Origin of the sequence: Thalassotalea sp. 1_MG-2023, from assembly GCF_030546745.1 — a bacterium.
Taxonomy (GTDB): domain Bacteria; phylum Pseudomonadota; class Gammaproteobacteria; order Enterobacterales; family Alteromonadaceae; genus Thalassotalea_C.
On sequence record NZ_JAUOPD010000017.1, the window covers coordinates 43,230 to 70,015 of the forward strand.

Sequence of the window (26,786 nt, forward strand, 5' to 3'; positions counted from 1 at the left end):
GGCAATATTCTGAAGATATTAAGCGCCTGCTAAATAAAACAATTGCAAATAAAACGATAAGTTTTTGTTTGGAAGTTGTTACAAAAAAGAACAATTGGCTTTTTTTTGTTTCAATTTAGCAGACATTTTTAATATGTCAGGTTGACATGAAACATGTCGTTTGGGAATATTGCATGGTTTTATTCTAGAGAAATTAAAACTTAAAAAAATTATTGGGCAAATTTTTGGGATTTGCCTTAACAATGAGATTTGTTATCTACATTCAATAACAATTGGTTGGGAACTATGTCCATATTAAGTAAAAAAAGCCTTATCGCATCAGCGATGGTCGGCTCATTAGCATTGACAGCAAGCACTTTCGCTTCTGCAGATGAATTAACCGAGCTGCAAAAAGCTGAAGCACAAACGTTTAAAAACTCTGCGAGATCGCAAGCTAAAATAAACAATATCTATGAGCAAACGCTTACTTTACTTGCGGAATACCGTAATACAGTAGACGAAGCTGAGATTTTATCGGATTACAACGACCATGTTCAGCGTATGGTTGATGGTCAAAAAGCCAACATTAAATCATTAGAAAAGCAAATTGCAGGTATCGACAAAACTAAGCAAGGCGTTGTACCGCTAATGTATAAGATGATCGATACACTTGATCAATTTATTAATGCAGACATTCCAGTAAATATTGATGCACGAAGAGATCGTGTTCAAGGTTTACGCGATGTAATGGACGATTCGAACGTTACCGTTTCAGAGCAATTCCGCTTAGTACTAGAAGCTTTTGAAATTGAAGCTAACTACGGTACTGTATTTGCTGCTTATCAAGGTGAACTTGATTTAGATGGTCAAAAAATTACTGTTGATTTCTTACATATGGGACGAATCGCATTTGTTGCACAATCGCTTGATATGAAAAATGCATGGGTGTGGAACAACGAAACACGTGCTTGGGAAAAATTAGGTGATGAATACTTGAAGCCTATTACAGACGGCATTCGTATGGCTCGTAACCAGCTAACGAAAGATTTAACTAAGTTACCAGTTTTCGCAGCAGGAGCTAAATAATGAAGAAGATGATTAATTATGTAATGCTTGCTGCGTCAATGACCGCTGGCATGGTAGCGTCTGCAAATGCAAACGACTTACAAAAATTACTTGAACAGGTTAAAAATGACCGTATTTCTGAAGCTAGCATTGATAAAAAGCGTGAAGCTGAATTCACTGCTGCTCGTGCTGATAAACAAGCGTTATTAAATAAAGCAAAAGCGCAGTTAAAAGCTGAGCAAGATCGTAACAAGCGTTTAACAAAAGAATACGCTGAAAACGAAATTACCCTAGCACAAAAAGCAGTTGAACTTGATACTGCCGAAGGCACGTTAGGTGAAATGTTCGGTGTAAGTCGTGCAGCGGCTGCTGATGCCTATGGTGCAATCTCTACTTCTATCGTAAGTGCTGAATACCCTGGTCGTGGCGATATCTTAAACGAAATTGCAAATGCAAAAGAAATTCCTGAGCTAGAACAGCTAGAAGAGTTATGGTTTGCTTTACAAACTGAAATGACTCAGTCAGGTGAAGTTTCACAATTTACAACTGAAGTAACGAATCTTGACGGTACAAAATCAACAGAAACGATTACACGTATCGGTACGTTTAACTTAGTGTCAGATAATGGCTACTTAACGTATAATGATGAAGTTGGTCAAGTTCAACCACTTGCTAAACAACCAGCTGGTTTTATTACTGAAACAGCATCAAGCTTCTTCAACACAACTTCTGGTTATACTGAACTTTATGTTGACCCTTCTCGTGGTGCTATTTTAACGTTAGAAACACGTAAGAAAACTCTTGAAGAATTCTACCACCAAGGTGGCACTGTTGGTTATGCAATCACTGTATTGTTAATCATTGGTCTACTAATTGCGCTTGAACGTTTAATTGTTCTTGGTAGTGTTAGCTCTAAGATTAAGGCTCAACAAAAGAATTTGGATCAACCTAACGAAAACAACCCGCTTGGTCGTTTATTAGTTGTTTACAACGAAAACAAAAACGCTGATGCGGAAACGTTAGAACTTAAACTTGACGAAGCTATTCTTCGTGAAACACCTAAAGTAGACCGTGGTATTAACCTGATTAAGATGTTCGCAGCTATTGCGCCGCTTATGGGTCTTTTAGGTACGGTTATCGGTATGATTTTAACCTTCCAAACAATTACATTGTTCGGTACAGGTGACCCTAAAATCATGGCAGGTAACATCTCTCTTGCCCTTGTAACTACTGCATTAGGTCTAATTGCTGCATTGCCGTTAATTCTAGTTCACAGTGTTGTTGCTGGTCGTAGTAAATCTGTACTTCATAAGTTAGACGAGCAAAGCGCTGGTTTAATTGCTGAAATTGCAGAGAAGGAGTCTAAGTAATGTTATTCCTGATAGAACTTATCGAATCTGTCAGGAGTTTTATTGCAACTGGCGGTAACGTTTTATACTTTGTCGCCTTTGCTCTCTTAATGATGTGGATATTAATGATAGAACGTTATTGGTTCTTGGCATCAACATACCCAAAATTGCGTGAAGAAATTATCGCAAAATGGGATGCCAGAGCTGATACAACTTCGTGGTATGCACATCGAATTAGAGATACATGGATCTCCGAAGCGGCAGAGTTACTAGAACGTAACATGATTACGATTAAAACTTTAGTGGCAATGTGTCCACTCATCGGATTGCTAGGTACAGTGACAGGTATGATTTCAGTATTTGAAACCATGGCTCAACAAGGTACAGGTAATCCACGTCTAATGGCTTCTGGTATTTCAATGGCAACTATTCCGACAATGGCGGGTATGGTTGCGGCATTATCAGGTGTATTTTTTAGCAGCCGTTTAGATGCAAAAGTTAAACTAGCAAAGGCTAAACTGGTTGACAGTTTACCTCACCACTAGAGAGAGATAAGAATGGCACGTAAACGTATTCGTGAAGATGAAGACGCAGCTATTGATATGACGCCGATGCTAGACATCGTATTCATCATGCTGATCTTCTTCATCGTGACCACTTCTTTCGTAAAAGAAGCAGGTATAGAAGTTAATAAACCGAAGGCAGCTAATCAAACCAAACAAAAGTCAGCTAACATTTTTATTGCTGTTAGAGATTCTGGTGAAATTTGGTTAGATAAGCGTCGTGTGGATGTCGAACGTGTTGCCGCTAATATTGAAAAACTATTAGCCGAGCAACCGAGTGATGTAGTAATTGTTCAAGCTGACAAAAATGCTAAACACGGTATTGTTGTCAAAGTAATGGACGCGATTAAAGAAGCAGGCATCGACCGTATCTCCATCGCTGCAGCTAGGGGGTAAGTTTATGGTTCGCTTTATAGTATCAATACTACTAGGCGCAGCGGTTACTTTTGCATTGTTCGCTTTTATGGCTTATTTGATCTCTAGTACAGATCGAAGAGAAGAAGAAAAGTTAGAACACATTGTTGTAGAAGTAAACACTACGCCACCTGAGTCAAAGGCTCAAACAAGACAACGTGTACCACCGCCGCCGCCGCCGCCGCCTAAACAGCCGCCTAAGCCGCAGGCACCAGAGCCAGATACAAGTACTGACACTGGTGGGTTAAGTTTTAATTTACCAGGCATACAACTTGCTGGTGCAAACACTAACATTGCAGCACCAGGTGCTGGTTTTGGACGTGATGGTGATGCCGCACCTATCGTGCGTATTAATCCTAAGTATCCAATGCAAGCAGCGCGTGATGGCATTGAAGGCTGGGTAATTCTATCATTTACTATCAATGAAATTGGTGGTGTTGAAGATGTTGAAGTTATCGATGCTGAGCCGAAACGTGTTTTCAATAAAGAAGCACGTCGCGCATTGAGAAAATGGAAATACAAACCTAAAGTTGTAGATGGTAAACCAATTAAACAACCTGGTTTAACTGTACAGTTAGACTTTAAAATGGATGGGGGTCAATAATCATGCACAAGATAACTAAATCTTTAATGTTATTCGCTTCTATTGCGTTGGTGCAGCTTCCTACATCTTATGATGTGCAGGCTGCTGAGCAAAAGTCTGAAAAGCCGAAGCGAAAAACGCAATTGGTTGGACAGTCTGTTGGTAAAAAAATTGGTAAAGCTTTCGAATTGTATACAGCTGACGATGTTCAAGGTGCTTTAACAACGTTATTAGAAATTAACGCGAAAAAAGACTACGACAAAGCGTATTTAGCACGATTTATCGCTAATATGTACGCAACGTTAGGTGAACCAAAGAAAGCGATAGACTATCTTAAGCAAGCCGTTGAACCTGATATTCTCAATGAATCAGATCATGGTGATGCACTTAAATTATTAGCGGATCTTCAAATGCAAGAACAAGCATATGAAGACGCGTTAAAAAATTATGAAGCTTGGATGGACTTTACTGGAAAATCTGACGGTGACACGTGGGTTAAAATTTCGAACGCACAGTATCAACTGAAACGTTTAGATAAAATGATCACACCGGCAGACAACGCAATTGCCGCTTACGGTGACAAGCACAACAAAAACCCGTATTTATTAAAACTTACTTCATATTACGAGCGTAAGAAATATAAAGATGCGGTTGAAGTACTTGAAACTGCGGTGCAATTGTTCCCAACAGAGAAAGCTTTCTGGACCCAACTAGGTAATTTCTATTTGCTAACAGAAGATTATAAGCGTGGCATGGCTACACTTGATCTTGCTTATAAGCAAGGCTTTTTAGAGAAGGAATCACACCTTAAAACACTTGCAAGCTTATATTCTCAAAATAATATCCCGCATAAAGCGGCGAGAATTTTAGAGAAGCATATCAACTCAGGTGAAATAAAACGTGATGATCAAAACCTTTTCTCACTAGCTAATGCGTACCATGCTGCTCAAGAAATTGACACAGCAGCCAAATATTTTAGCGAACTTGCGAAGATGACTAATGAATCCAAGCATTACGCTAAATTAGGTACGTTACTTGCTCAAGATGAACAGTTTAAAAAAGCCATTGTAGCATTGAACAAAGCGTTAGATTTAGGTGCTAGTAACAAAGGTCGTTTGAATATGAGCTTGGCTGAAGCACACTTTTATTTAGGACAATATAAACAAGCTTATGCTGCAGTTAAGCTTGCAGAAAAGGATCCTAAAACAAGAAAAAGTGCTAAAGGTTGGGTAACATATATCAAAGATACTGCTCAACGAAAAGGCAAAGCTATTTAAATAGCAAATTGTTGTCTTGATTTGAAAAACCAGCCTAATGGCTGGTTTTTTTATTGTGATAAATTCTAAAGCTTTACATGCTTTGCTATGATCTAGATCAAAAAAGGCTATCTAATTGGGTTAAAATTCGCTAGAATTCGCGCCGTTCATTTTGTAGTTTAGTAGGAAGTGTAAGATGTCACATAATGAAAATTTCAAAGATAGCTCGTCAAAGCGCCATTTATTTGCTGCCATAACTGTCATGTTTGCCGCACCATTATTACCTATGTTAATGGGTTGGTTTACCGTTTTAAGCTAGTTTTTTCACTGACCTAAGAAAATATATGCAAATTTTAATCGTTGATGATAAACCTGTTGTTTTAGAACAACTACGCACGTTACTGGCTGATTTTCCGTGTGAGATCGATAGTGCTGGTAATGGCTTAGATGCTCTCGAGAAAGCTCAAAAAAAACAATACGATCTGTTTATCGTAGATCATTTAATGCCGGTAATGAATGGTCTTCAACTTGTTAAAAATTTAGAGAAAAAGCAATTGTTAGCTAACGCGACGTTATTTTTTATGACAACACAAGGTGCAAGTGCGGCCAACATGACTGCTGAGTCTTCACTCTTTGATCAGCTGATCGAAAAGCCGATTAATGTTGATTTGTTCAATCAAGTCATTGAGCCGCTTTTCTCACAAATTAACCCGATAAGATCTATATCAAATTAGTCGTTTTTCTATTATTCTATTAGTTAAAGAAATTCTTTAAGAAAACAGATTAATAGTAAGCATGACAAACTCTCAAAAAGCGTTATTAGAAAGCGCAGTACACACTATCCCTGACTATCCTAAAAAAGGTATCATGTTCCGAGATGTTACGGGAATTTTAGATAACGCAGAAGCATTTAACTTAACCATTGATTTATTCGTTGAAAAATACCGTGATTGTGGGTTTACCAAAGTTATTGGTACCGAAGCGCGTGGTTTTCTATTTGGTGCTCCTCTTGCTTTGCGTTTAGGTGTAGGTTTCGTACCTGTCCGTAAACCAGGTAAATTACCTAGAGCGACTTTTTCACAAGAATACCAACTAGAATATGGTACGGATATTTTAGAGATACACCAAGACGCGTTAGTGCCTGAGGATAAAGTATTAGTTGTTGATGATTTATTAGCAACAGGTGGTACTATCGAAGCAACATACCAACTGATACGTCGTATTGGCGCCCAAGTTACAGATGCCGCATTCGTTATTTCATTACCTGATTTAGGTGGTGAGAAGAAACTTGAAGCATTAGGGTTAGCGGTGCACTCTTTATTAGCATACGAAGGCGATTAAATAAGTCATGAGTTACCAAGTCTTAGCAAGAAAATGGCGTCCGAAGAACTTTGCCCAATTAATGGGGCAAGAACATGTGGTGGCGGTTTTATCTAATGCATTGCAGCAGCAAAGACTCCATCATGCTTATTTATTTACGGGTACTAGAGGGGTGGGTAAAACCACCATAGCGAGAATTTTTGCTAAAAGCTTAAATTGTGCGCAGGGTGTTACTGCTCAACCTTGTGGTCAATGTGATGTATGTGAAGATATCGATCTTGGACGCTTTGTTGATTTGATTGAAATAGATGCAGCTTCTCGCACTAAAGTAGATGACACCCGAGAAATATTAGATAATGTTCAATATGCACCGACAAGAGGCCGTTACAAGGTATATTTAATTGATGAAGTGCATATGCTCTCACGTAGTAGTTTTAATGCCTTACTTAAGACCTTAGAAGAGCCCCCTGAACATGTTAAGTTTATTTTAGCGACCACTGATCCTCAAAAGTTACCTATTACCGTACTTTCAAGGTGTCTTCAATTTCACCTTAAAGCGTTAACAGTCAAGCAAATTGAACAAAAACTGTCAGAAATTTTACAGTCTGAAAAGGTCACAATAGAACCTCTGGCACTGAATCTACTTGCAAAAGCAGCTAGAGGCAGTATGCGTGACTCGCTGAGTTTAACTGATCAAGCAATAGCGCAAGGTAATGGTGAAATTATTGCTGCTAATGTTCAACAAATGCTTGGTGGTGTTGATCACAATTGGGTGTTTAAAATACTGATTGCCCTGATTAAAAATGATAGTAAAGCATTAATGAATCTCTCATTAGAAATTGCTTCATATTCTCCTAACTATGGTCGTTTGCTTGCGGAATTAATACAGTTGTTACATCAGGTAGCAATTACTCAAGTGGTTGGTAAGCACTTTGATTTATCGCCAGAACATAACACGCTTGTTGAAAAATTTTGCCAGGCAATGTCGCCAGAAGATGTACAGTTGTATTATCAAATTGCTTTATCGGGTCGCAAAGACTTACCTTATGCCGCTGACGAACAAGCAGCATTTGACATGGTATTATTACGACTATTGGCCTTCAAGCCACAAACGCACGCTGAACTCCCTTCAATGACTGATGCAATCGAAAATAAAGTCAGTTTCGATGATATTCGCTTTTCTGAAGCTGAATTATCAATAGACGCAAAACCAGTAGCGAGTAAGGCAGAAAATACAGAAAAGACTTTTCAGCAGGTTGAATCACCGGCAGAAGAAAGTGATATTGTTGAAAATGATACTGTTAATGAAGAGGCACTCACGGCACAGATGACAGAGCTGGAGCTAACAGCGGCTAGTGTGCGTGAAGAGACTATACCCGAAGATTCATCAAACGATTATAGCGTTCAAAAAGATCGTACCATTGTTGAGCAACCAGAAGCATTAAATGAGTCTAACACGATTGACGATGAACACACGTTTGATAATCAGCAATCGGAAAGTTCAACTGAAGCCTCAAATACGCTGTCAGCTACGACGAATGATGAATTAGGGAAAGTTGCTACACCAGAAATTGCGCAGGTATTAGCACGTCGAAATATGCTGAGAAGTCAAAAGCAAGCACTGGAGAATACTGAAAAAAAGTTTGATGACGCCGAAACGCGTCAAGAACCGACAGCCGCTGCTAATGCAATAAAAAATAATATCAAGCAAGTCCCTGATATTGAGACGCTTCCTGAACAGCCTTTTATTGAGCAGGCGATTGACCCAAGTATTATAAAAAAAGCCAATCAAGTTGATAAGTGGGCGAATATGATTGACGCTATGGCATTAAATGGTCGATTACGTCAATTAGCACTCAATGCAACGATTAATGAAAACACGAATGAAGAAAGCTTAGTGTTGTCGTTAAATCAATCAACAAAGCACTTGAAGTCAGACGCTGCTATGACGCAGCTTAATCAGTTTGTTTCAGAGTATTTTGGTAAAACAACAACGGTAGAAGTAGTTATTGTTGATGAAACCAACGACGATCCAGCACAAATACAGCAAAAAATTAATGATAAACGTTATGAGTATGCGAAAGCATTATTAAAAGAAGATGATCTCGTTATTGCGATGCAAGAGACATTTCAAGCAGAATTGAATGAAGATACGATAGAAGCAAGATAGAAGCTTGAATTTTCGTTCGTAAGCCCCTATCTTTGGCATAAGTGTTAATTGGAGAAAAGTATGATGAAAGGCGGAATGGGCAACATAATGAAACAAGCCCAACAAATGCAAGCAAAAATGCAGAAAATGCAAGAAGAGCTAGCAAATATGGAAGTGACTGGTGAGTCTGGTGCTGGTATGGTAAAAGTTACCATGACAGGTAGCCATAGTGTTCGTCGTGTAGAGATCGATGAGAGCCTTCTAGAAGATGATAAAGAAATGGTGGAAGACTTAGTTGCCGCTGCAATTAATGATGCTGTAAGACGCGTTGAAGAGCAAAATAAAGAAAAGATGGGCTCTGTTACTGGCGGTATGCAAATGCCTCCAGGGATGAAAATGCCGTTTTAATTAACCAGTAAAAAGAGAAAAGCCGACATTTAGTCGGCTTTTTTTTGGTGTGAGTATTGGTTACCATTTTTTCTTAGGTTGAAAAAGTAAGTCTAAATCATCTTCTTCTGCTTTTGCCTTTTTAGCAGCATCTGCCGCATTTGAGTTTTTCAGCGCATCAGTGATTAACTCAAGTTGCTCTTGAATTTCTTCGCGTTTTTTTATGGTGTACTCAGTTTGGTGTGGGTGTTCGGTTAATGTTTGTATCGCTTTTTCATAATATTGACGGGCTGAACCAAGCATTTCTTTACCATGTGCTTGAGATCCACGCTTATACAAACTTTCGATATTAATGCGAAGTTGCATTGCATCAAGCTTTTGATCTTCATGCATAAATGTTTGGGCATCTAAAGCCCCCTTAGCTTGTTCAGATTTTAACGTAGCTCTTAATTTCTTGATCGTTTGTAAGATGACCACTAATTGTTGTTCGTTATCGGGTAATATAAAGGTATCTTCTGTGGTTTGTGAGGCTAAATCTTCTGAGGCTGAAAGCCTTGCTTCCATTTCATTGATTCTATTTTTTATACCTTTTAGCTCTGGTATTATTTGTGCCATTGCTTTCGCTGCGTTTAAGCTTCGACGGTTGAGTATTTCAACAACCTTTGGGTTAGTAGGTAAGTGTGAAAGATTAAGAATCAACTCTTCTGTTTCATCAATAATTGCTTTTTGTTTGGCTGCTTTAGCACGTTTATCTTGTTCTTGCTTTTCTTTGTGTTGTTGCACAGCATTCACAAACACAACAATGACCACAAGTGCGATAACTAAGCCTATAATAATACCCATATTTTGTTTCTCAACTGATATTGCTACGATAACTTTTCTCAGTCTACAAAAAATGTTGAGCTTAGCATAGCGTTATCTTCCAGCAGAATTTTCTTTAAAATGAAATATAATTAGATTTTAATGAAAAAGATTAAAAAATGTACTTTTAATTTACCTTTTGTTGTAATATTCTTTCATTAAAGGGATTTATTATATTTTTATGAAATATATTTACAAAAAAGTCAAAAGACTATGGAATAAATTGTTATTTAAGTATATATTTTTGGCATAAGTCATTTGAAACATAGATTATGAAGCTGCAACAACTCCGTTATATCGTCGAAGTACAAAACAATAATTTAAACGTTTCTGCTACTGCAGAAAGTTTATTTACCTCTCAACCTGGTATCAGTAAACAGGTACGCATGTTAGAAGATGAGCTAGGGATCCAAATATTTGGCCGTAGTGGTAAACATCTCACTCATGTAACCCCAGCAGGTAAAGAGGTGATTAACATTGCGACGGAAATTCTATCGAAAGTTGAAGCAATTAAAGCGGTTGCTCGAGAGCACACTCAGCCAGATGAAGGTAAGCTTAGAATTGCCACAACACATACACAGGCAAGATATGCTTTACCTGATGTTATTCAAGGTTTCATGAAGAAATATGCGAAAGTAACGTTGCATATGTATCAAGGAACGCCTGCACAAATTAGTGACGCGGCCACTAAAGGTGAAGCCGACTTCGCCATTGCAACAGAGTCATTCCATCTTTATAACGATTTAGTGATGTTACCATGTTACCACTGGAATCGCAGTATTATTGTGAGACCTGATCACCCACTTGCTAAGAAAAAAACTTTAACCATTGAAGATATTGCACAATATTCATTGGTGACTTATGTATTTGGCTTTACCGGGCGTTCAGAGCTTGACGAAGCCTTTAAAAGAGCAGGGGTTGAGCCCAAAATTGCCTTCACCGCAACTGACGCTGATGTAATCAAAACCTATGTTAGGATGGGAGTAGGCATTGGTGTGATTGCAACTATGGCGATGGATGCTGAATTAGACAAAGACCTGGTTACGTTAGATGCAAGCCATCTGTTTAAAGCCAGTACTACTAAAATTGGTTTTAGACGCGGAACATTTTTACGTGGTTATATGTTTGATTTTATTGAACGCTTTGCACCACATTTAAATCGAGACTTGGTGACAAGAGCAGTATTATTAAAGAATAATGCTGAAATCGAAGAGTTGTTTCAAAATATCGAATTACCTATCCGGTAATGTATTTAGTCAATGAGCTTTGTATTTTTTGTAATACAAAGCTCATTATGATTAACATTCAATAATATTAACCGCTAAACCGCCTCTTGACGTTTCTTTATATTTAGTTTTCATGTCATTACCTGTTTCCCACATAGTTTTTATCACCTTGTCTAAAGAAACTTTTTGTGTACCGGTACCTCTCAATGCCAAACGTGAAGCATTAATTGCTTTGACTGATCCCATAGCATTTCTTTCAATACAAGGAACTTGAACTAAACCACCTACCGGGTCGCAAGTTAGACCTAGATTATGCTCCATTCCAATTTCGGCTGCATTTTCTACCTGTTTAGGGCTACCGCCCATTACTTCGGTTAATGCACCTGCCGCCATCGAACATGCAACACCAACTTCAGCCTGACAACCACCTTCAGCGCCCGAAATAGTGGCATTTGTTTTATATAAAATACCAATGGCTGCTGCCGTTAATAAATAACGAATACAGTCTTCATCGGTTACTGGCCTAATGAATTTGTCGTAATAGCATAACACCGCTGGAATAATGCCAGCAGCGCCGTTTGTAGGTGCAGTAACAACTCGGCTACCTGCGGCATTTTCTTCATTGACCGCAAGAGCAAATAGATTTACCCAATCCATCGCACTTAGCGGGTCATTATTACTTTCAACAGATAAAGAACGATATAGTGCGGGGGCTCTGCGAGTTACTTTTAAGCCGCCAGGTAAGATACCTTCGGTTTTCATACCACGCTCGACACTGTCTTTCATGGCCTGCCAAATATTGATTAACTCTTTTCTAATGACTTTTTCATCAGCTAAACACTTTTCGTTTTCCATCATAATTGTGCTAATGCTTAAGCCTTTCTCAGCAGCCATACCAATGAGCTCATCAGCACTTGAGAATTTATGCGGACGAACAATATTACTATGTAAGGAAAGTGCTTTATCTTTTTCTTTTTCAAAGTCACAATCTTGCACGATAAAGCCACCGCCAATCGAGTAATAGGTTTCTTCAAAAATAATTTCATCACCTTGATAAGCATATAACGTCATTGCGTTAGCGTGAGCAGGCAAGGTTTTTCTTCGGTGATAAATGATCGCGTCTGATTTCGGAAACTGAACTTCTTTGCCGGAAGATAATGTGATCACTTCTGTTTTATTGACCTGTTCAACAATTCGCTCAATAGAAGAGACCGCGATACCTTCAGGGGTTTCACCAAATAGACCTAATATAACAGCTTTACCTGTGCCGTGGCCGACACCTGTTTGTCCTAATGAGCCAAATAGCTCAACTTTAAACCGATCTACATTATCAATTAATTGCTGTTCAATCAGGTGATCAACAAATAATTTTGCTGCTTTCATTGGACCTACCGTATGAGAGCTAGAAGGGCCAATACCTATTGAAAACATATCAAATACACTAATCATACTTTAAACCTGAATAATAATTCATTATTTTGTTTGTGGTGAAATAATCTTCGGTCATGATAACGTAAAGTTATACATTACTAAATAAGTTTAGTCGCAGAAAAAGAAAATGTTTAACGCTAGTGCGAAGTTTTAACGTAAATTTTCACATAAGTCTTTGAGGATCGCCGCAGTTGCTCCCCATATATTATGCTCGTTATACGGCATGTAATAAATTGGATGCTTGCGCATTTGTCGCTCAACGGTAATGATGATGTGGTTTCGTTGATCGACGAAGTGTTGCAAAGGTACATGAAATACTTGGGCTACTTCATTTTGGTCAATAATGTAATGCTGTGATTGTGATAATAAGGCAATGACGGGTGTTATGGTGAAGCCTGTAAGTGTTCGATATTCTGGTAGCTGTCCCAATATCGCAACAGAATCAGCGGCAAGTCCTATTTCTTCCTGTGCTTCACGCAATGCAGTGGCAATAATATTCGGGTCGTGTTCTTCTACCTTTCCGCCAGGAAAGCTAATTTGACCAGGATGATGTCTTAAATGTGAAGCTCGTTTGGTAAGTACAACGTGTAGAGCGTTATTAATTTCAACAAGCGCAACTAACACTGCTGACTCTTTTATTACCCCACCTGAATCTACAGGAGATGAAGATATAGCAGCAGTTAGCGGGTGCAGGTGAAATTTATGTAAAAACTCATATTTATTCATAGCACAATGCTTAACGTTAGCGACATTTAGTGTTAATAAATGTTAAGACATTGCAGCCAAGACAGGAAGTATTTTGTTCACTTTATCTAAGCTTTCTTGGTATTCGGCATCAACGTTAGAGTCGGCGACAACGCCACCACCTGCCCAACAATAAATTTGATTGTTAGTGCAAACTAGCGTTCTAATGGTGATACTGGTATCCATATTTCCGTTGGCAGAAATATAACCAATTGAACCGCAATAAATACTTCTTCGTTGTGGCTCAAGTTCGTCAATGATCTCCATGGCTCGTATCTTAGGAGCACCAGTAATAGAACCGCCAGGAAATGCCGCTCGCAATAAATCAATGGCGGTTTTATTTTCTTTGAGCGTTCCCTCAACGGTACTGACGAGATGATGAACCGCAGGAAAGCTTTCGATATCAAATAATTTAGGAACCACTACACTACCTGCTTCGCAGACTTTACTCATATCGTTACGTAGCAAATCAACGATCATTAAGTTCTCTGCTTTATCTTTTTCAGATTGGCTGAGTAATGTCGCTTGCTGCTGATCGGCTTTTGGGTCGGCTAAACGAGCCATTGTTCCTTTAATCGGTTTTGTTTGCACTTTATTTTGTTTTGTTTGTATAAAGCGCTCGGGCGAAACACTTAACACTGAAAAGTTATCAAAAGTTAAGTAAGCGGAAAAGGGCGCTTGATTTGCTGCTCTTAATGCTAAATACGCCGAAAACTCATTACCTTTATAATGGCTAGAAAAGCGTTGTGTTAAATTGATTTGATAACAATCGCCTTCAGTTAAATAATGCTGAACACGGTTAAATTTCTCGGTGTATTGTGCTTTGGTAATATTATGTTGCCACGGAGTCGTTAACGTGAAATTGGTTGGCTGACATTTAGAGTTTTGCAAATATTGTTTAATTGTATTTTCTAATTGGGCACGCTCCTCTTCTAAACATACAAGATAATATAACTGTGTTTTATTATCGAAAATGATCCCATGAGTATAAATGCCAACGGCCATTTCAGGCATATTAATATCTTTAATAGCTTGTTTTGGTAGTTGTTCAAAACTTCTTCCTAAGTCATAAGAGAAATACCCAACGGCTCCTCCAGTAAATGGAAGCTCAGAGCTTGCTATCTCGATAGATTCGAAAATTGTAGATTGTAATGTAGATAAAGCACTAAGTGGATCATCGTTAACGGCTAACGTCGTTTTTTGTTGATTTTGTTCAATAACGATTTGTTGATCATTTGCGATAATGGTCGCGCGGGGTTGCCAGACGATAAGATCAAATTGGCTGTCAATATGACCCTTACCGGAAGAGTCCAACCACATAGCCCAAGGCTGTTTTGCAAGCGGAGTGAAAACTTCAGCAGGGGTGTAACTATGACTAAAGTGCAAAGGTTTCGCGGTGATAATTGTTTTACAATGCTGCGACAATGTGAGTACCCGTTAAATATTCAAACGCCGCTACTAGCGAGCGTGATTCAAGCAGGGTATCATATCGGCAAAAATATAACTTTCAATACTTTCGCTATAGTTATTGTAGAAAGATCACACTGAAAATCGTTAAAGGGCAACCATGGCTATTATTAAACAACAAGATATGATCGACAGCATTGCTGATGCTTTGCAATATATCTCTTATTATCATCCATTAGATTTTGTTCAAGCATTAGAGAAGGCTTATCACAAAGAAGAAAGCCAAGCTGCTAAAGATGCTATTGCACAAATACTCATTAATTCGCGTATGTCAGCACATGGTAAACGTCCTATTTGTCAAGATACGGGTATTGTTACTTGTTTTGTAAATATCGGTATGGACGTGCAATGGGACAAAACCGATATGACCATTCAGCAAATGGTCGATGAAGGAACACGTCGTGCGTACTTGAACCCTGATAATCCTTTAAGGGCGTCAATTGTTGCTGATCCAGCAGGCGCTCGTAAGAACACTAAAGATAATACGCCATCTGTTGTTCATATTAACATGGTTGCTGGTAATGAAGTTGAAGTGATGATTGCAGCGAAAGGCGGCGGTAGTGAAAATAAAACTAAAATGGCTATGTTAAACCCAAGCGATTCTATCGCTGACTGGGTTGTTAAAACATTACCTACCATGGGGGCTGGTTGGTGTCCTCCTGGCATGATCGGTATTGGCGTGGGTGGAACAGCTGAGAAAGCCGGGGTACTTGCAAAAGAAAGTTTAATGGATCCGGTAAACATTCAAGACTTAATTGATCGTGGTCCAGAAAATGCCGAAGAAGCATTACGTTTAGAAATTTATGAACGTGTTAATAAACTTGGTATTGGTGCTCAAGGCTTAGGCGGTTTAACAACGGTTGTTGATGTTAAAATTAACTCTGTACCAACGCATGCTGCATCTAAACCTGTGGTGATGATCCCAAATTGTGCTGCCACACGACACGTACATTTTCATCTAGACGGTAGCGGGCCTGCTAATTTAACACCACCTAAATTAGAAGAGTGGCCTGAAATTACATGGGAAGTGGGTGAAAATGTTCGCCGAGTAAATGTTAATGGGTTAACTAAAGCCGATATCGCAGAATGGAAAACTGGCGAAACCGTATTACTGTCAGGTAAAATTTTGACGGGTCGCGATGCGGCACATAAAAAAATTCAAGAGTTATTAGCCTCTGGCGAAGGTTTACCTGCGGGGGTCGATTTCACGAACAAATTTATCTATTACGTTGGTCCTGTTGATGCTATCGGTGATGAGGCGGTTGGCCCTGCTGGTCCAACAACGGCAACACGTATGGATAAGTTTACCGAAATGATGTTAGCTGATACTGGCTTATTGGGCACTATTGGTAAAGCTGAGCGTGGCCCTGCAACGGTAGAAAGCATAAAACAGCATAAGTCGGTTTATTTAATGGCTGTTGGCGGTGCGGCATATTTAGTGTCAAAAGCCATCAAAAAAGCACGGGTCGTTGCTTTTGAAGAATTAGGAATGGAAGCTATCTATGAATTTGACGTTGAAGATATGCCGGTTACGGTTGCGGTAGACTCTACCGGAGAATCAGCTCATGTTACTGGCCCTGCCATTTGGCAAGCCAAAATTGAAGAGCTTGATGACGCATTAACACCGAAGACATAAACATTTCTTTATTTTAGATGATGGAAAAGCGGCACGTGCAACGGCCGCTTTTTTTATTGGTTGGCATTACTGTTTTGTTGTGCTTAAATAACTGTTAATATTTACAGTGTTTATTGGTGTTATGTTAACATTTATTCTCGATTTTTTTCAGCAACTTTCCACATATCAACTGCTTTTTAGTTTTTCTTGTTTATTCGTGTCTTTATTGATCGGTATTATACTTGGCAAAATAAGCGGTAAAGCAAGCCGCGAGCAATTAAAAACGCTTTTGCAGCAGCACATGCAATTGCTTCAGCAGCAACAACAACAACTATTTTCTGAGCATAAATTAGCGCAACATCAACTGTTTTCCGAACAAGCAACATTACAGCAACAACAGGCGCGTGATGATGCGCATATGCTGCAATCTATGTTGCATAAACACCAACAAGACTTTGCTAAAACACAAACGGTTGCCCTTGAGCAATTACTAGATGTTATTGCAAAACATAATCAATCAAATCGTGAAGAACAAGCCAAATCATTAACGATTGCTAGTGATAAAATAGCGAACAAAGTGTCTGAGTTAACTGGTGCAACAGATAATCGTTTAAAAGAAATTAGTGAACAGGTTGAAAAACGCCTTGCTGACGGCTTTGAAAAAACCAGTAAAACGTTTAGCGATATTGTTAAGCGTTTAGCATTAATAGATGATGCACAGAAAAAAATAACTGAATTATCCAGCAACGTAGTATCACTGCAAGAGGTCTTGTCTGATAAGCGTTCTCGTGGTGCTTTTGGTGAAGTACAGCTTAGTGCGTTAATTCGTAATGTTCTACCAGAACAACATTTTAGCCTACAACATACCTTGTCTAATAATCGAGTGGCTGATTGTATTTTATGGCTACCAGAACCAACAGGTAACGTTGTTATTGATGCTAAGTTCCCATTAGAAAACTACAAAGTGATGACTGACATACATCACAGCGACTTGACACGTAAAGCGGCAGAAAGGCAATTTAAAACGGATATTAAAAAACATATTAATGACATAAGCACTAAGTACTTAATCGATGGAGAAACAGCAGATGGCGCGATTATGTTCATTCCAGCTGAAGCTATATTTGCTGAAATACATCGTCATTTCCCTGACTTAGTGGAGCATGCGAACAATCAAAGGGTTTGGTTAACCTCGCCAACTACGCTAATGGCAGTGTTAACTACAGCAAGAGCGGTACTTAAAGATGAAGCTACACGAGAACAAGTGCATATTATTAAGGCACATTTAGGTGAACTATCTGCTGATTTCTCACGATTTAAACTGCGCTTTAATAATCTAGCTCGGCATATTGATCAAGCGTCAGTTGATGTTAAACAAATTCATACCTCGGCAGATAAAATATCTGCTCGATTCGACAAGATAGAGCAAGTAGACTTATCCCAAGAAGATAAATTAAAAGCACAGTTGCTTCATGAAAAAACCAGTTGATTGCCGCTTATATCACACCATACAATAGCGTTTACGGTTGTCACCTTGTCTAAAGGTGCAATGAAATAAAAAATATGTCGAAAAATAACAATGATAGGGCTGTATAGTTGTTTCAAAAATTTGAAGGTATAAAAACCACATTGTGGACAGGGCTAGCAGTCAGCTTATTATTTGTTGTTGCTTGTTATAGTCAATCGTATTGGTTGAGTAAAATAAATCTAATTGAACAGATTGTCTTAGGGTTATTTGCTGTTGGTATCATTTTTACTGCACAATTTAGTAGAAGCCGATATACCTTACTGATCATTAGTTTACTTAGCTTTTATTTACTCTTTCAACAACAACTGGTCAGTGGTGACTGGTTTATTCAGCATCAAAAGTGGATATTTTTATCTGCGATGTTCATTCTTAGTTTTTTAGTTAATGTGAAAGATCGTAGCTTGATTTCTGTACATGGTGCATTGCGTTTTGCTGCTATTTTTTCTTGTATTCTTTTGGCAAAAGGTTGGTTGATATTGGGTGAATATTTAACAGCACAAACTTTACTACTTGGCTGGCCTGCACAACTTAGCGCGAATATAACCATTACTCTTCCATTGCTGCTTTCCTGTAGCTATATATTGTTTCAATCGTTGCGTTACCCTAGCTTATTAATCGCTTCTTTACTCACAAGTTTACTGGTGGCGAGTCTAGCGTATTATCAACAATTAACCTTACCTTTAAGTGCAATGCTAACACTGTTGTTAGTGCACTATATTGTGGTGGTGGTTATTGATTCATATTATCTTGCCTATCGTGATGAACTCACAACTATTCCATCACGAAGAGCGTTAAATCAGTACGCATTATCCTTAGGACGACGCTACTGTGTTGCAATGGTAGACATTGATCATTTTAAGAAATTTAATGACAGTTACGGTCATGATATTGGCGATCAGGTGTTAAAGCTAGTAGCAGCAAAACTAGCGACGGTAGCTGAAGGCGGTAAAGCGTTTAGATATGGTGGTGAAGAATTCACCCTAATATTTCCTCGAAAGACGATTGAAGGTGCGACGCCTGAACTTGAACGCATTCGTCAATTAATTGCTGATTATAAAATCATCATTAGGCATCCAGTAAGAAAGAATAAAAAAGCACGTGGCAGTAAGCCAACAGAGCAAACTAAAACTGTGAGTGTAACAGTTTCTATGGGAGTTTCTGCCCGAGAAGATAAGCAAAGCTTTGAACAAGTCGTGAAGGTAGCAGATCAAGCGCTTTATCGCGCTAAGAAAAAAGGCAGAAACAACGTTAGTCGGTAGTTGTGTTTCTAACAAGTTGATCAAACAAATAAAAAAGCCTTACACATTATTATACTATGAGTAAGGCTGTTCATACTTTTATTCACGTTAATAAATGATTATTAATTTAAAATTGCCACGTTGACAAACACTACGGTTAATAACAATGGGCAGACAAAACGCAAATAATTACCCCAATGACGTAGCCAAGGTCGATTTTGTTGTAGGTCACTATCACGAAGCTTATTGCCTCTTTTCCATAACCAGCCAACAACGATAAAGTAAAATAGGCAGCTAAGTGGTTGTAAAATAGTGGTGAGTACTCTTATAAACGCTCCAAAAAGTACGTCAAAAAAAGCGATTAACAGCATAGAGAAAAATAACACTGTCGCCGATACTAACCAAGTCGCTTTTTGTCGAGAAACCTTTTTATCTTCCATTAAAAAGGCAACGGGTACTTCAGTAGATGAAATGGTTGAAGTTAATGCTGCAATTGATAACAACAAAAAGAAGCCTGCAGCAACAATAAGACCGATAGAACCCATTGAAGAAAATAGCTCAGGTAGAATATGGAAAATCAATTGGCCTTCACCAATAAGTTCATTACCTTGAAACACTTGCTGACCAGCATGTTGTGCAACAAATAGCGCAGGAATTATCAGTAAACCGGCTAAAAAGGCAATGCCGGTGTCTAATGCGGTAATAGATAATACCAATTTGCCTAAGTCTTTATCTTTCTGCATGTATGATCCGTAAACCATCATTCCGCCAACACCTATTGATAAAGAAAAGAACGCTTGTCCCATAGCAGAAACCACTAATGTGGGATTGGTGATTTGACTAAAGTCAGGGATCAAATACACTTTTAATCCTTCCATTGCTCCGGGTTGCTGTAATATATAGACAATTAAGCCGAATAACATGATCAATAAAATCGGCATTAATCGAGTAGACCACTTTTCAATACCAGCATTCACACCTTGATGAACAATAGCGGCTCCTAATAAGATAAAAATAGGAGTAAATAATATGTTTCGTTCAGTACTTGAGGTGGCTAGCCATTGTGAAATATTGGTTAGACCGATAAGCTCAGATATTGCTGACAACGCATGAGAAAGCATCCAGCCGGCAACAATAGTATAAAAGCTCAACATCATGATAGCGCCGCATAGCCCAATGATGCCTGCTTTACGCCCTAGCCCTTCTGAAACTCCTTTGCAGGCGTCTCCTAATGCGGATACTGGATTTTTTTGCGCTTGATTACCAATGTAAACTTCTGCATATAAAGCGGGCAAAGCTAACAATATTGTGACGACTAAATAAACAAATAGAAAGGCACCGCCACCGTTATTAGCCGCGTTCGTTGGAAAACCCCAAATATTACCAAGGCCAATGGCAGAGCCGGCAGCAGCCAATACAAAACCAATGCGTGAATGAAAAGAGTCCCTGAGTTGTGTCATATAGTGTTGCGCTATTATTTTTATTTCAGCCGAGCTTACCGAGTTCACCATAAATAGGAAAGTAATTTTAATGATTTCTTAACATTTCTTTCCTTGTTGGTGTAAATATATTCAGCCTAGTATTGAATTAAAAATGGATTGCACCCACATTAAGGAGCAGAGAAAATAGTTCCTAACTTTTAAACCTGAGACTGACTATGTTGCAATACCAAATTATCCCCGTTACACCTTTTCAACAAAATTGTACATTATTTTGGTGTGATGAAACTAAAAAAGCCGCTGTTATTGACCCTGGTGGCGACATAGAACTCATAATACAAGCCATTGAAGCTAATGGGGTAACGTTAGAGAAAATACTACTTACCCATGCACATATTGATCATGCTGGCGCGACCAAAGCCGTCGCTGAAAAGTATTCGGTGGCAATTGAAGGCCCTCATAAAGAAGACAAGTTTTGGATTGATTTGATCCCAGAGCAAATCACACGCTTTGGTTTTGATCACGCAGAAATTTTTGAACCTACTCGATGGTTAAATCAAGGGGATACTGTTTCTTTTGGTAATATTACTTTAGAAGTGTATTTTTGCCCAGGACATACCCCAGGGCATGTGGTTTTTTTCCATCGCGACACTAAACTCGCACAAGTAGGCGATGTATTATTTAAAGGTTCAATGGGGCGAACAGATTTTCCTCGTGGTGACCATGCTACTTTGATCAAATCTATTCGTGAAAACCTCTTTCCGTTAGGGGACGATGTTCGTTTTATTCCTGGGCATGGGCCAATGAGTACTTTTGGTGAAGAAAGAAGAACCAACCCTTTTGTTGCTGACAGGGTAAGTTAACAATGAGTACTGTCGTAATTTCGCTTAAAGATAGGTTAAAACAAATTGATTCGAGCCCGTGGTTTCAATGGAGTGTTATTGCCGTCATCATTCTATCGGCATTGCTTATCGGCGCTAAAACGCACGATTTACCAGAACCGGTTATTCAACTGTTATCGTTTGCAGATAACGCGGTTACGGTATTTTTTCTGGTTGAAATTATTATTCGCTTTTTAGCCACAGCTGATAAAAAGGCGTTTTTCAAGAGTGGTTGGAATATCTTTGACACCATTATAGTGATAGGGAGCTTAGTGCCTGATGGTGGTTCTGGTGTTTTATTAGCGAGACTACTACGAGTTTTTAGAGTACTCAGGTTAGTATCAATGGTGCCTGAATTAAGGTTGCTGATAAATGCGTTAATTAAAGCCATCCCAAGAATGGGTTATATTGCATTGTTAATGTTCGTTATTTTTTACATTTACGCAGCAATAGGCAGCATCATTTTTCATGAAATTAATGAAGAATTATGGGGTGATGTTTCAATTTCATTATTAACATTATTTCGGGTTGCAACCTTTGAAGATTGGACCGATGTAATGTATGAAACAATGGCAGTACATCCGTTAAGTTGGATTTTCTATTTATCTTTTATTTTTCTGACTGCATTTATCTTTCTTAACATGATGGTTGGGACTATTTTAGATGTGATGAATGAAGAACATGAGCAGCATCGTGCTAAACAGCATGGCGAAACCGCACAAGGGGCAGAACCAGCAAGTAGAGCGCAAATTGAGTCTCTTCAAAATGAACTCGCGGAGATAAAAGCGCTTCTTGCTAACAGTCAACTTGCCAATAAACCGACAAAGTTAGAATAACGATAAAAATAACTTAATAGCGAATACCATTTGGTAGAAATACTTGTTCGCATTCTATGTGGCGTGGTATTCGCGGTTTAGTCAGCGCTATAGTCTTGAAAATCACCACGTTCAATAACGAATTCACGTTTGTTTGCGTTAATTATTGTTGTTCTATTAATGCAAGAAACTGAAGTCATAATCACACCAAATATAAATTAAAACGAGTAAAGAATACTTGCTAAGATAAATAAGGATGTGGTTAACAATTATTCATTTGAACTCAAGCTAATAATACGGTTAGCTACCTTTATCTCTAAAGTTTGATCTTGCCATACAGAATGTCTTTAAACATGACCCAATCCCCAAGTAAGCTATAAATGGGGTAACTAAAAGTGGCAGGTTTATTTTTTTCATAAAAGAAATGACCAACCCAAGCAAAGCCATAGCCTGCGATAGGCACATAAAGTATGTACAGCCAGTATTGAGTAACAATACTCACAATAAGAAGTATAAGCACGAACAAAGAGCCGATGAAATGTAAACGTCTACAGGTTTTGTTCTTATGCTGGCTCAAATAAAATGGATAAAAGTCAGTGAATGATTGATAGTTTTTTTCTGCCATTATTGTCTCTGTTATTCTAGTTTAGAAGTCAATACTTTGATGCCTAATAAAATCATAGCGCCACCAGAAACCTTATCAATCCAGTGGCCCATTTGTTGAAATTTCAAATGAATACGAGGTCGCGAGAATAAGAGCGTGACCAAGCAAAACCAGACTAATTGAATCACCATTAACCAAGTGCCATAAATGATTAAGTGTGTATTAGGTAGCTCTGGCGACAACACCACCGTAAATAATGCGACAAAATAAATTGGCGCTTTAGGGTTTAAGGCATTACAAAAGAAGCCTTTAGTAATGGTTTTTATCGATGATTCCACCTGTGTACTGTTCATGCATATCTCGGCATTATGAACAACGCGTGTATTTTCTTTGCTTAATTGTGGGTCAATATTACGTGATGTAGCACGGAGCCCTTGAATACCTAAGTAAAATAAGTAACTAGCACCCAGTATTTTTATCCCCCACAATAAGGTACTAGAATTTGCTATAACAGCTGCTAATCCTAAAGCAGAATAAATGATATGAACGGATAACCCTAAAGAGATGCCTAAAGAACAAAGCAAACCGGCTTTCTTTCCGTGTTTAAGGGTTTGTTGTGTCACTAAAACAAAATCTGGGCCTGGAGATGCTGCCGCTAATAGGTGAACTGAGGTAATTAAAATAAGTCCTGAGAATAAATCCATTTGTTGGATCTCATGTGAAAGTTTACAATTGTCAGATTATCATCACTGAATCAATTCAATATTGCAATCTTGGCGTGTAATCCAGCTGATATTGCTATAACGACGGCAAAAGCTGCATATGCGTTTAGATAAATTTATTTGTAAAAGTACCGAATTAACTCGAACAGAAGCCAAAAAGTTATTAAAAAAAGGTGAAGTAACGGTTAATAACGAAATTATCACTAATCCGGCAACACAAGTTCATGAAAATAATGATATCCGTGTTGATGGACGGGCGTTAGTTGCGCGAAAATCAAGATACATCATGTTGCATAAGCCTATAGATACAATTTGCTCTAACGTAGATGAGCTATATCCATCTGTACTACATTTTCTTGATATCGATAAAGCATTTGATATGCATATAGCGGGTCGACTTGATGCTGATACAACAGGGCTAGTGTTAATTACGGATGATGGAAGATGGTCACATAATATTATTTCACCTAAAAAATCATGCAAGAAAACCTACCGAGTGTGGTTACGAGATATTTTGCAACCTGACACTGCCGAAAAGTTCGCAAACGGTGTGCAATTACAGGGTGAAAAAGATCTAACCCGACCAGCAGTGTTAGAAAGGGTAGCACCAAAAGAAGTTCTACTCACTATCACCGAAGGTAAATACCACCAAGTTAAGCGTATGTTTGCCGCCGTGGGAAATAAAGTGGTTGGTTTGCACCGTGAAAGCATTGGTGGTGTAAAGCTTGATGAGCTTGAATTAGGCGAGTGGCGTTACTTAACCAGCGATGAAGTCGCTAATTTCTTATAAACCAATATCAATTACCTGTGGTTAATTACTTAATAGCGCAAAAATAAAATAAGTCAAAAAAATGTTAATATTTAACTAAAGAAGTTTTACCCGTTGCCGATATTATAGCCAAGAGTTTGAATTTTAATTTACATTATTAGGTGTGAAAATGGACGTTTTGGCAGATTTATTACCGCCATCTTATCTTGTAAAGTCGGAAACAACAGCAAAAGATCGCCAACCTGAGCAACAAAACCCTCAGGACGAACAGTCGTCTGAAGAAAATAACGAAGCGACGCATCAAGAGAAAAAGAAGAAAACGCGAAAGAAGGCATATTTTGTTGAACGACGTTCAGGGGAAGATCGCCGGTTACATCAAAAAAATAGAGGTCGTTGGCTTGATTCCCGTCTTAATAAAGATAGACGTAAAGCCAACACCAAAACAGCAATAAAGTTAAGCATATAACAGAACTTAACGCGTAACGTTTTCACGATAACGTTACGCGTTAAGTGTGTTTGTGAAGTTAATCACCTCTATCTACTTACCAGCTAGTACAATTGTCAGTTTAAGTGCCATGCATTATCGAAGTGCATGCATTGTTATTTGTTAGTTACATCATTATCCGCTGATAAATTATTTCGAACAATTATGTTTTTTAGCCTTTGTAAAATATAAATAAAAAACCTTTAAAGAATTGCATTTGAATTTCAAATCCTACTTTCTATACTTCATCCTATGCGCATAGTATTTAGCGACTATTTATAAATACTTCAATGTATGTGTATCAAGCATCTAATAAGGTGGTTCAAATAAGTGATTAATATGGCTGGCTGTTGGATGTGTCGATGAAAGGTGAATGTTTTATCGTTATTTACTTTATTTAATATAATAAATAGTTTTATTAGTAGTGCCAAAGGGCTTTTAAATTTATGAAAAAAACAGATCAAATTGTATTGTTTTCCAATGATAAAAGTACGGATTCTTTACTGATCTCTACATTAACTAAACACTATGAAAAAATAAAAGTATTACAGGAGCCTGATGAACTCGTTGAGCAATTAAAAGAAGAAACACCTAAGATTATTTTAGTTTCCGCAGAACGATTCCAAGAAACACTCTCTATTTTTTATGGTTCATTAGATAAAGTACCGGATCAAAGCTTATGTGAGCACTTTTTTGTTTCTTTAGTTTCCAGACACGATGAAGGAGAAGCTTATGACGCCTACCGAAATGGGATCATTGATGACTATTTAGTCGCTAGGCCATTGTATGAAATTCATCGACCTATTGTTATCTGTGAACACTTATTAATTGAACTTGGCTTTGCTAAAAAAGAAAAACCTGGGCTTGAGCATATTTATCGTGAAGAAAAATATGCTGATGATGTTAGAGGTGTTGTAGCTAAAGGACTTGAGCGTAAAGAACAAATGAAGCAAGAGCTGGAAAGCTCAGTAGGCATTATTGAATCTGCATTAGATAACGCAGCAGAAAAAATACAACAACATCAAAAAGTATCATTAGATCTAGATATATTAAGAGAAACATTAGGAAAAATAAAATCTGATGAAATAAGGCCAGAACTGTTAAAGATACAAAATAAAGTATTGAATTTATTGCAATCTTTTGTGCAAGACAATCAAGATATGCTAGAAAAAATCGATGGTGACAAAGATGAACTAGCAAAAGTTGCTTGCCAACAAATTCATAATAAGTTTCAAGAGCTGCAATCGCAATCTATAGAAAGTGACATCGTTAAATTACCAGATAAATTAAAAGTGCTGCTTATTGAGGATGATCCTATAAGTATTCATTTAACCTCAGAGATTCTTAAGTTATTCAATTTAGAGCTTGATACCGCTTTTACTGGTAGAAGAGCGTTAGCGTGTTTAAAAAGCAAACAATACGATTTGATTTTATTAGATATTGGTCTTCCTGATACCAGTGGTATTTACTTGCTTGATCAAATATCTCAAAGTTCGAAAAATAAGGATGCAAATACAGTTATGCTGACGGGGAATAGACAAAAGAAAACAGCGCTTGAGTGTATTAAACTTGGGGCAAAAAATTATATTGTCAAACCGCTTAGACAAGATAATTTTGTCTCTATTTGCGAGAAACTTGGCATCACATTGCTTAGAAAACCGAAATAATACCTTTGAATGCCAAAAGGTGGTCTGGAATAACTTAATAGGCATGTATTTGGTTATTGGTGCTAATGGCATTTAACTCATTAAGTATATACATGACAGTGAAACAAAAAGCTAAATGTTGCTTATCTTTTTCTTCACTGTCATATCTTAAGTTAGAGCGTGTTGATCTTTGCTGTTTAAGTTTTGTTCAAGGTAAACGCCTTCTGATCGCGGCACTTGGATTCTTGCAT

27 protein-coding genes are annotated in these 26,786 nt (G+C 38.1%); 20 read left to right on the plus strand and 7 right to left on the minus strand.

Translation table 11 applies throughout. From position 1 onward, the window contains the following. Positions 1-285 precede the first annotated feature (285 nt). The 11 genes from Q4489_RS13365 to Q4489_RS13415 all read left to right on the plus strand — a co-directional run bounded on the left by Q4489_RS13365 (position 286) and on the right by Q4489_RS13415 (position 9,086). Complete coding sequence (locus tag Q4489_RS13365; RefSeq protein ID WP_303481161.1) at positions 286-1,065, plus strand: DUF3450 domain-containing protein; 780 nt, start codon at positions 286-288, stop codon at positions 1,063-1,065. Beyond that, complete coding sequence (locus Q4489_RS13370; protein WP_303481163.1) at positions 1,065-2,414, plus strand: MotA/TolQ/ExbB proton channel family protein; 1,350 nt, start codon at positions 1,065-1,067, stop codon at positions 2,412-2,414. Before Q4489_RS13365 ends, Q4489_RS13370 begins: the two co-directional genes overlap by 1 nt. Beyond that, the gene (locus Q4489_RS13375) at positions 2,414-2,938 is read left to right on the plus strand and encodes a MotA/TolQ/ExbB proton channel family protein (protein WP_074499423.1); all 525 of its coding nucleotides are present in this window, start codon (positions 2,414-2,416) and stop codon (positions 2,936-2,938) included. The genes Q4489_RS13370 and Q4489_RS13375 overlap by 1 nt, the downstream gene beginning before the upstream one ends. 12 nt (positions 2,939-2,950) lie before the next feature. Further along, the gene (locus Q4489_RS13380) at positions 2,951-3,352 is read left to right on the plus strand and encodes a biopolymer transporter ExbD (RefSeq protein WP_303481166.1); all 402 of its coding nucleotides are present in this window, start codon (positions 2,951-2,953) and stop codon (positions 3,350-3,352) included. Positions 3,353-3,356: 4 nt separating this feature from the next. Then, on the plus strand, positions 3,357-3,974 hold the full coding sequence (locus Q4489_RS13385; RefSeq protein ID WP_303481168.1) for an energy transducer TonB: 618 nt from the start codon (positions 3,357-3,359) through the stop codon (positions 3,972-3,974). Positions 3,975-3,976: 2 nt separating this feature from the next. Then, positions 3,977-5,230, plus strand: a complete 1,254-nt coding sequence (locus tag Q4489_RS13390) for a tetratricopeptide repeat protein (RefSeq protein ID WP_303481170.1) — start codon at positions 3,977-3,979, stop codon at positions 5,228-5,230. A 175-nt stretch (positions 5,231-5,405) separates the two neighbouring features. Continuing rightward, positions 5,406-5,528, plus strand: a complete 123-nt coding sequence (locus Q4489_RS13395) for a hypothetical protein (RefSeq protein ID WP_286271976.1) — start codon at positions 5,406-5,408, stop codon at positions 5,526-5,528. Positions 5,529-5,553: 25 nt separating this feature from the next. Further along, positions 5,554-5,943: a response regulator gene (locus tag Q4489_RS13400; protein ID WP_303481173.1), complete on the plus strand. Its 390-nt coding sequence runs from the start codon at positions 5,554-5,556 to the stop codon at positions 5,941-5,943. A 61-nt stretch (positions 5,944-6,004) separates the two neighbouring features. Next, positions 6,005-6,550, plus strand: coding sequence for an adenine phosphoribosyltransferase (gene apt, locus Q4489_RS13405; protein ID WP_303481175.1), 546 nt, complete (start codon positions 6,005-6,007; stop codon positions 6,548-6,550). A gap of 7 nt (positions 6,551-6,557) precedes the next feature. Next, entirely contained in the window at positions 6,558-8,699 is a 2,142-nt protein-coding gene (gene dnaX, locus Q4489_RS13410; protein ID WP_303481178.1) for a DNA polymerase III subunit gamma/tau, read from the plus strand. A gap of 60 nt (positions 8,700-8,759) precedes the next feature. Beyond that, the gene (locus tag Q4489_RS13415; RefSeq protein WP_074499416.1) at positions 8,760-9,086 is read left to right on the plus strand and encodes a YbaB/EbfC family nucleoid-associated protein; all 327 of its coding nucleotides are present in this window, start codon (positions 8,760-8,762) and stop codon (positions 9,084-9,086) included. A gap of 60 nt (positions 9,087-9,146) precedes the next feature. On the opposite strand, the gene Q4489_RS13420 is transcribed toward Q4489_RS13415, so the two are convergent. Further along, entirely contained in the window at positions 9,147-9,908 is a 762-nt protein-coding gene (locus tag Q4489_RS13420; RefSeq protein WP_303481180.1) for a hypothetical protein, read from the minus strand. 290 nt (positions 9,909-10,198) lie between these two features. Here Q4489_RS13420 and cysB point away from each other — a divergent pair, with 290 nt between their 5' ends. Then, on the plus strand, positions 10,199-11,173 hold the full coding sequence (gene cysB / locus Q4489_RS13425; RefSeq protein ID WP_303481181.1) for an HTH-type transcriptional regulator CysB: 975 nt from the start codon (positions 10,199-10,201) through the stop codon (positions 11,171-11,173). Positions 11,174-11,224: 51 nt separating this feature from the next. On the opposite strand, the gene Q4489_RS13430 is transcribed toward cysB, so the two are convergent. The 3 genes from Q4489_RS13430 to pabB all read right to left on the minus strand — a co-directional run bounded on the left by Q4489_RS13430 (position 11,225) and on the right by pabB (position 14,752). Next, the gene (locus tag Q4489_RS13430; RefSeq protein ID WP_303481182.1) at positions 11,225-12,601 is read right to left on the minus strand and encodes an L-serine ammonia-lyase; all 1,377 of its coding nucleotides are present in this window, start codon (positions 12,599-12,601) and stop codon (positions 11,225-11,227) included. A gap of 132 nt (positions 12,602-12,733) precedes the next feature. Further along, positions 12,734-13,309 (minus strand): CoA pyrophosphatase, encoded by a 576-nt coding sequence (locus Q4489_RS13435; protein WP_303481184.1) that lies wholly within the window; start codon positions 13,307-13,309, stop codon positions 12,734-12,736. Between the two features lie 42 nt (positions 13,310-13,351). Next, positions 13,352-14,752, minus strand: coding sequence for an aminodeoxychorismate synthase component I (pabB, locus tag Q4489_RS13440; RefSeq protein ID WP_303481186.1), 1,401 nt, complete (start codon positions 14,750-14,752; stop codon positions 13,352-13,354). 142 nt (positions 14,753-14,894) lie between these two features. On the opposite strand from pabB, the gene Q4489_RS13445 reads away from it, so the two are divergent. The 3 genes from Q4489_RS13445 to Q4489_RS13455 all read left to right on the plus strand — a co-directional run bounded on the left by Q4489_RS13445 (position 14,895) and on the right by Q4489_RS13455 (position 19,196). After that, on the plus strand, positions 14,895-16,430 hold the full coding sequence (locus tag Q4489_RS13445; protein ID WP_303481189.1) for a fumarate hydratase: 1,536 nt from the start codon (positions 14,895-14,897) through the stop codon (positions 16,428-16,430). Between the two features lie 121 nt (positions 16,431-16,551). Further along, positions 16,552-17,898, plus strand: a complete 1,347-nt coding sequence (locus Q4489_RS13450; protein WP_303481191.1) for a DNA recombination protein RmuC — start codon at positions 16,552-16,554, stop codon at positions 17,896-17,898. A gap of 107 nt (positions 17,899-18,005) precedes the next feature. Beyond that, on the plus strand, positions 18,006-19,196 hold the full coding sequence (locus Q4489_RS13455; RefSeq protein ID WP_303481193.1) for a diguanylate cyclase: 1,191 nt from the start codon (positions 18,006-18,008) through the stop codon (positions 19,194-19,196). 101 nt (positions 19,197-19,297) lie between these two features. Here the strand turns inward: Q4489_RS13455 and Q4489_RS13460 are convergent, their stop codons facing one another. Beyond that, the gene (locus Q4489_RS13460) at positions 19,298-20,635 is read right to left on the minus strand and encodes a sodium-dependent transporter (RefSeq protein WP_303481195.1); all 1,338 of its coding nucleotides are present in this window, start codon (positions 20,633-20,635) and stop codon (positions 19,298-19,300) included. Positions 20,636-20,835: 200 nt separating this feature from the next. Here Q4489_RS13460 and Q4489_RS13465 point away from each other — a divergent pair, with 200 nt between their 5' ends. Together Q4489_RS13465 and Q4489_RS13470 are read left to right on the plus strand one after the other, a co-directional pair. Then, positions 20,836-21,477, plus strand: coding sequence for an MBL fold metallo-hydrolase (locus Q4489_RS13465; RefSeq protein ID WP_303481210.1), 642 nt, complete (start codon positions 20,836-20,838; stop codon positions 21,475-21,477). A 2-nt stretch (positions 21,478-21,479) separates the two neighbouring features. Further along, on the plus strand, positions 21,480-22,331 hold the full coding sequence (locus tag Q4489_RS13470; RefSeq protein ID WP_303481197.1) for an ion transporter: 852 nt from the start codon (positions 21,480-21,482) through the stop codon (positions 22,329-22,331). 295 nt (positions 22,332-22,626) lie between these two features. Here Q4489_RS13470 and Q4489_RS13475 read toward each other — a convergent pair whose 3' ends face one another. Both Q4489_RS13475 and Q4489_RS13480 read right to left on the minus strand, forming a co-directional pair. Next, positions 22,627-22,935 carry a DUF962 domain-containing protein gene (locus Q4489_RS13475; RefSeq protein WP_303481199.1) on the minus strand — a complete coding sequence of 103 codons (309 nt, stop codon included), beginning with the start codon at positions 22,933-22,935 and terminating at the stop codon, positions 22,627-22,629. A gap of 11 nt (positions 22,936-22,946) precedes the next feature. Continuing rightward, positions 22,947-23,618, minus strand: coding sequence for a LysE family translocator (locus tag Q4489_RS13480; protein ID WP_303481201.1), 672 nt, complete (start codon positions 23,616-23,618; stop codon positions 22,947-22,949). 118 nt (positions 23,619-23,736) lie between these two features. Here Q4489_RS13480 and rsuA point away from each other — a divergent pair, with 118 nt between their 5' ends. From rsuA to Q4489_RS13495, 3 genes are all read left to right on the plus strand, one after another. Then, a complete protein-coding gene (gene rsuA / locus Q4489_RS13485; RefSeq protein WP_303481203.1) occupies positions 23,737-24,426 on the plus strand; it encodes a 16S rRNA pseudouridine(516) synthase RsuA in 690 nt (229 codons plus the stop codon). Between the two features lie 148 nt (positions 24,427-24,574). After that, a complete protein-coding gene (locus tag Q4489_RS13490; RefSeq protein WP_303481204.1) occupies positions 24,575-24,871 on the plus strand; it encodes a hypothetical protein in 297 nt (98 codons plus the stop codon). 464 nt (positions 24,872-25,335) lie between these two features. Further along, positions 25,336-26,556, plus strand: a complete 1,221-nt coding sequence (locus Q4489_RS13495; protein WP_303481206.1) for a response regulator — start codon at positions 25,336-25,338, stop codon at positions 26,554-26,556. Positions 26,557-26,786 lie beyond the last annotated feature (230 nt).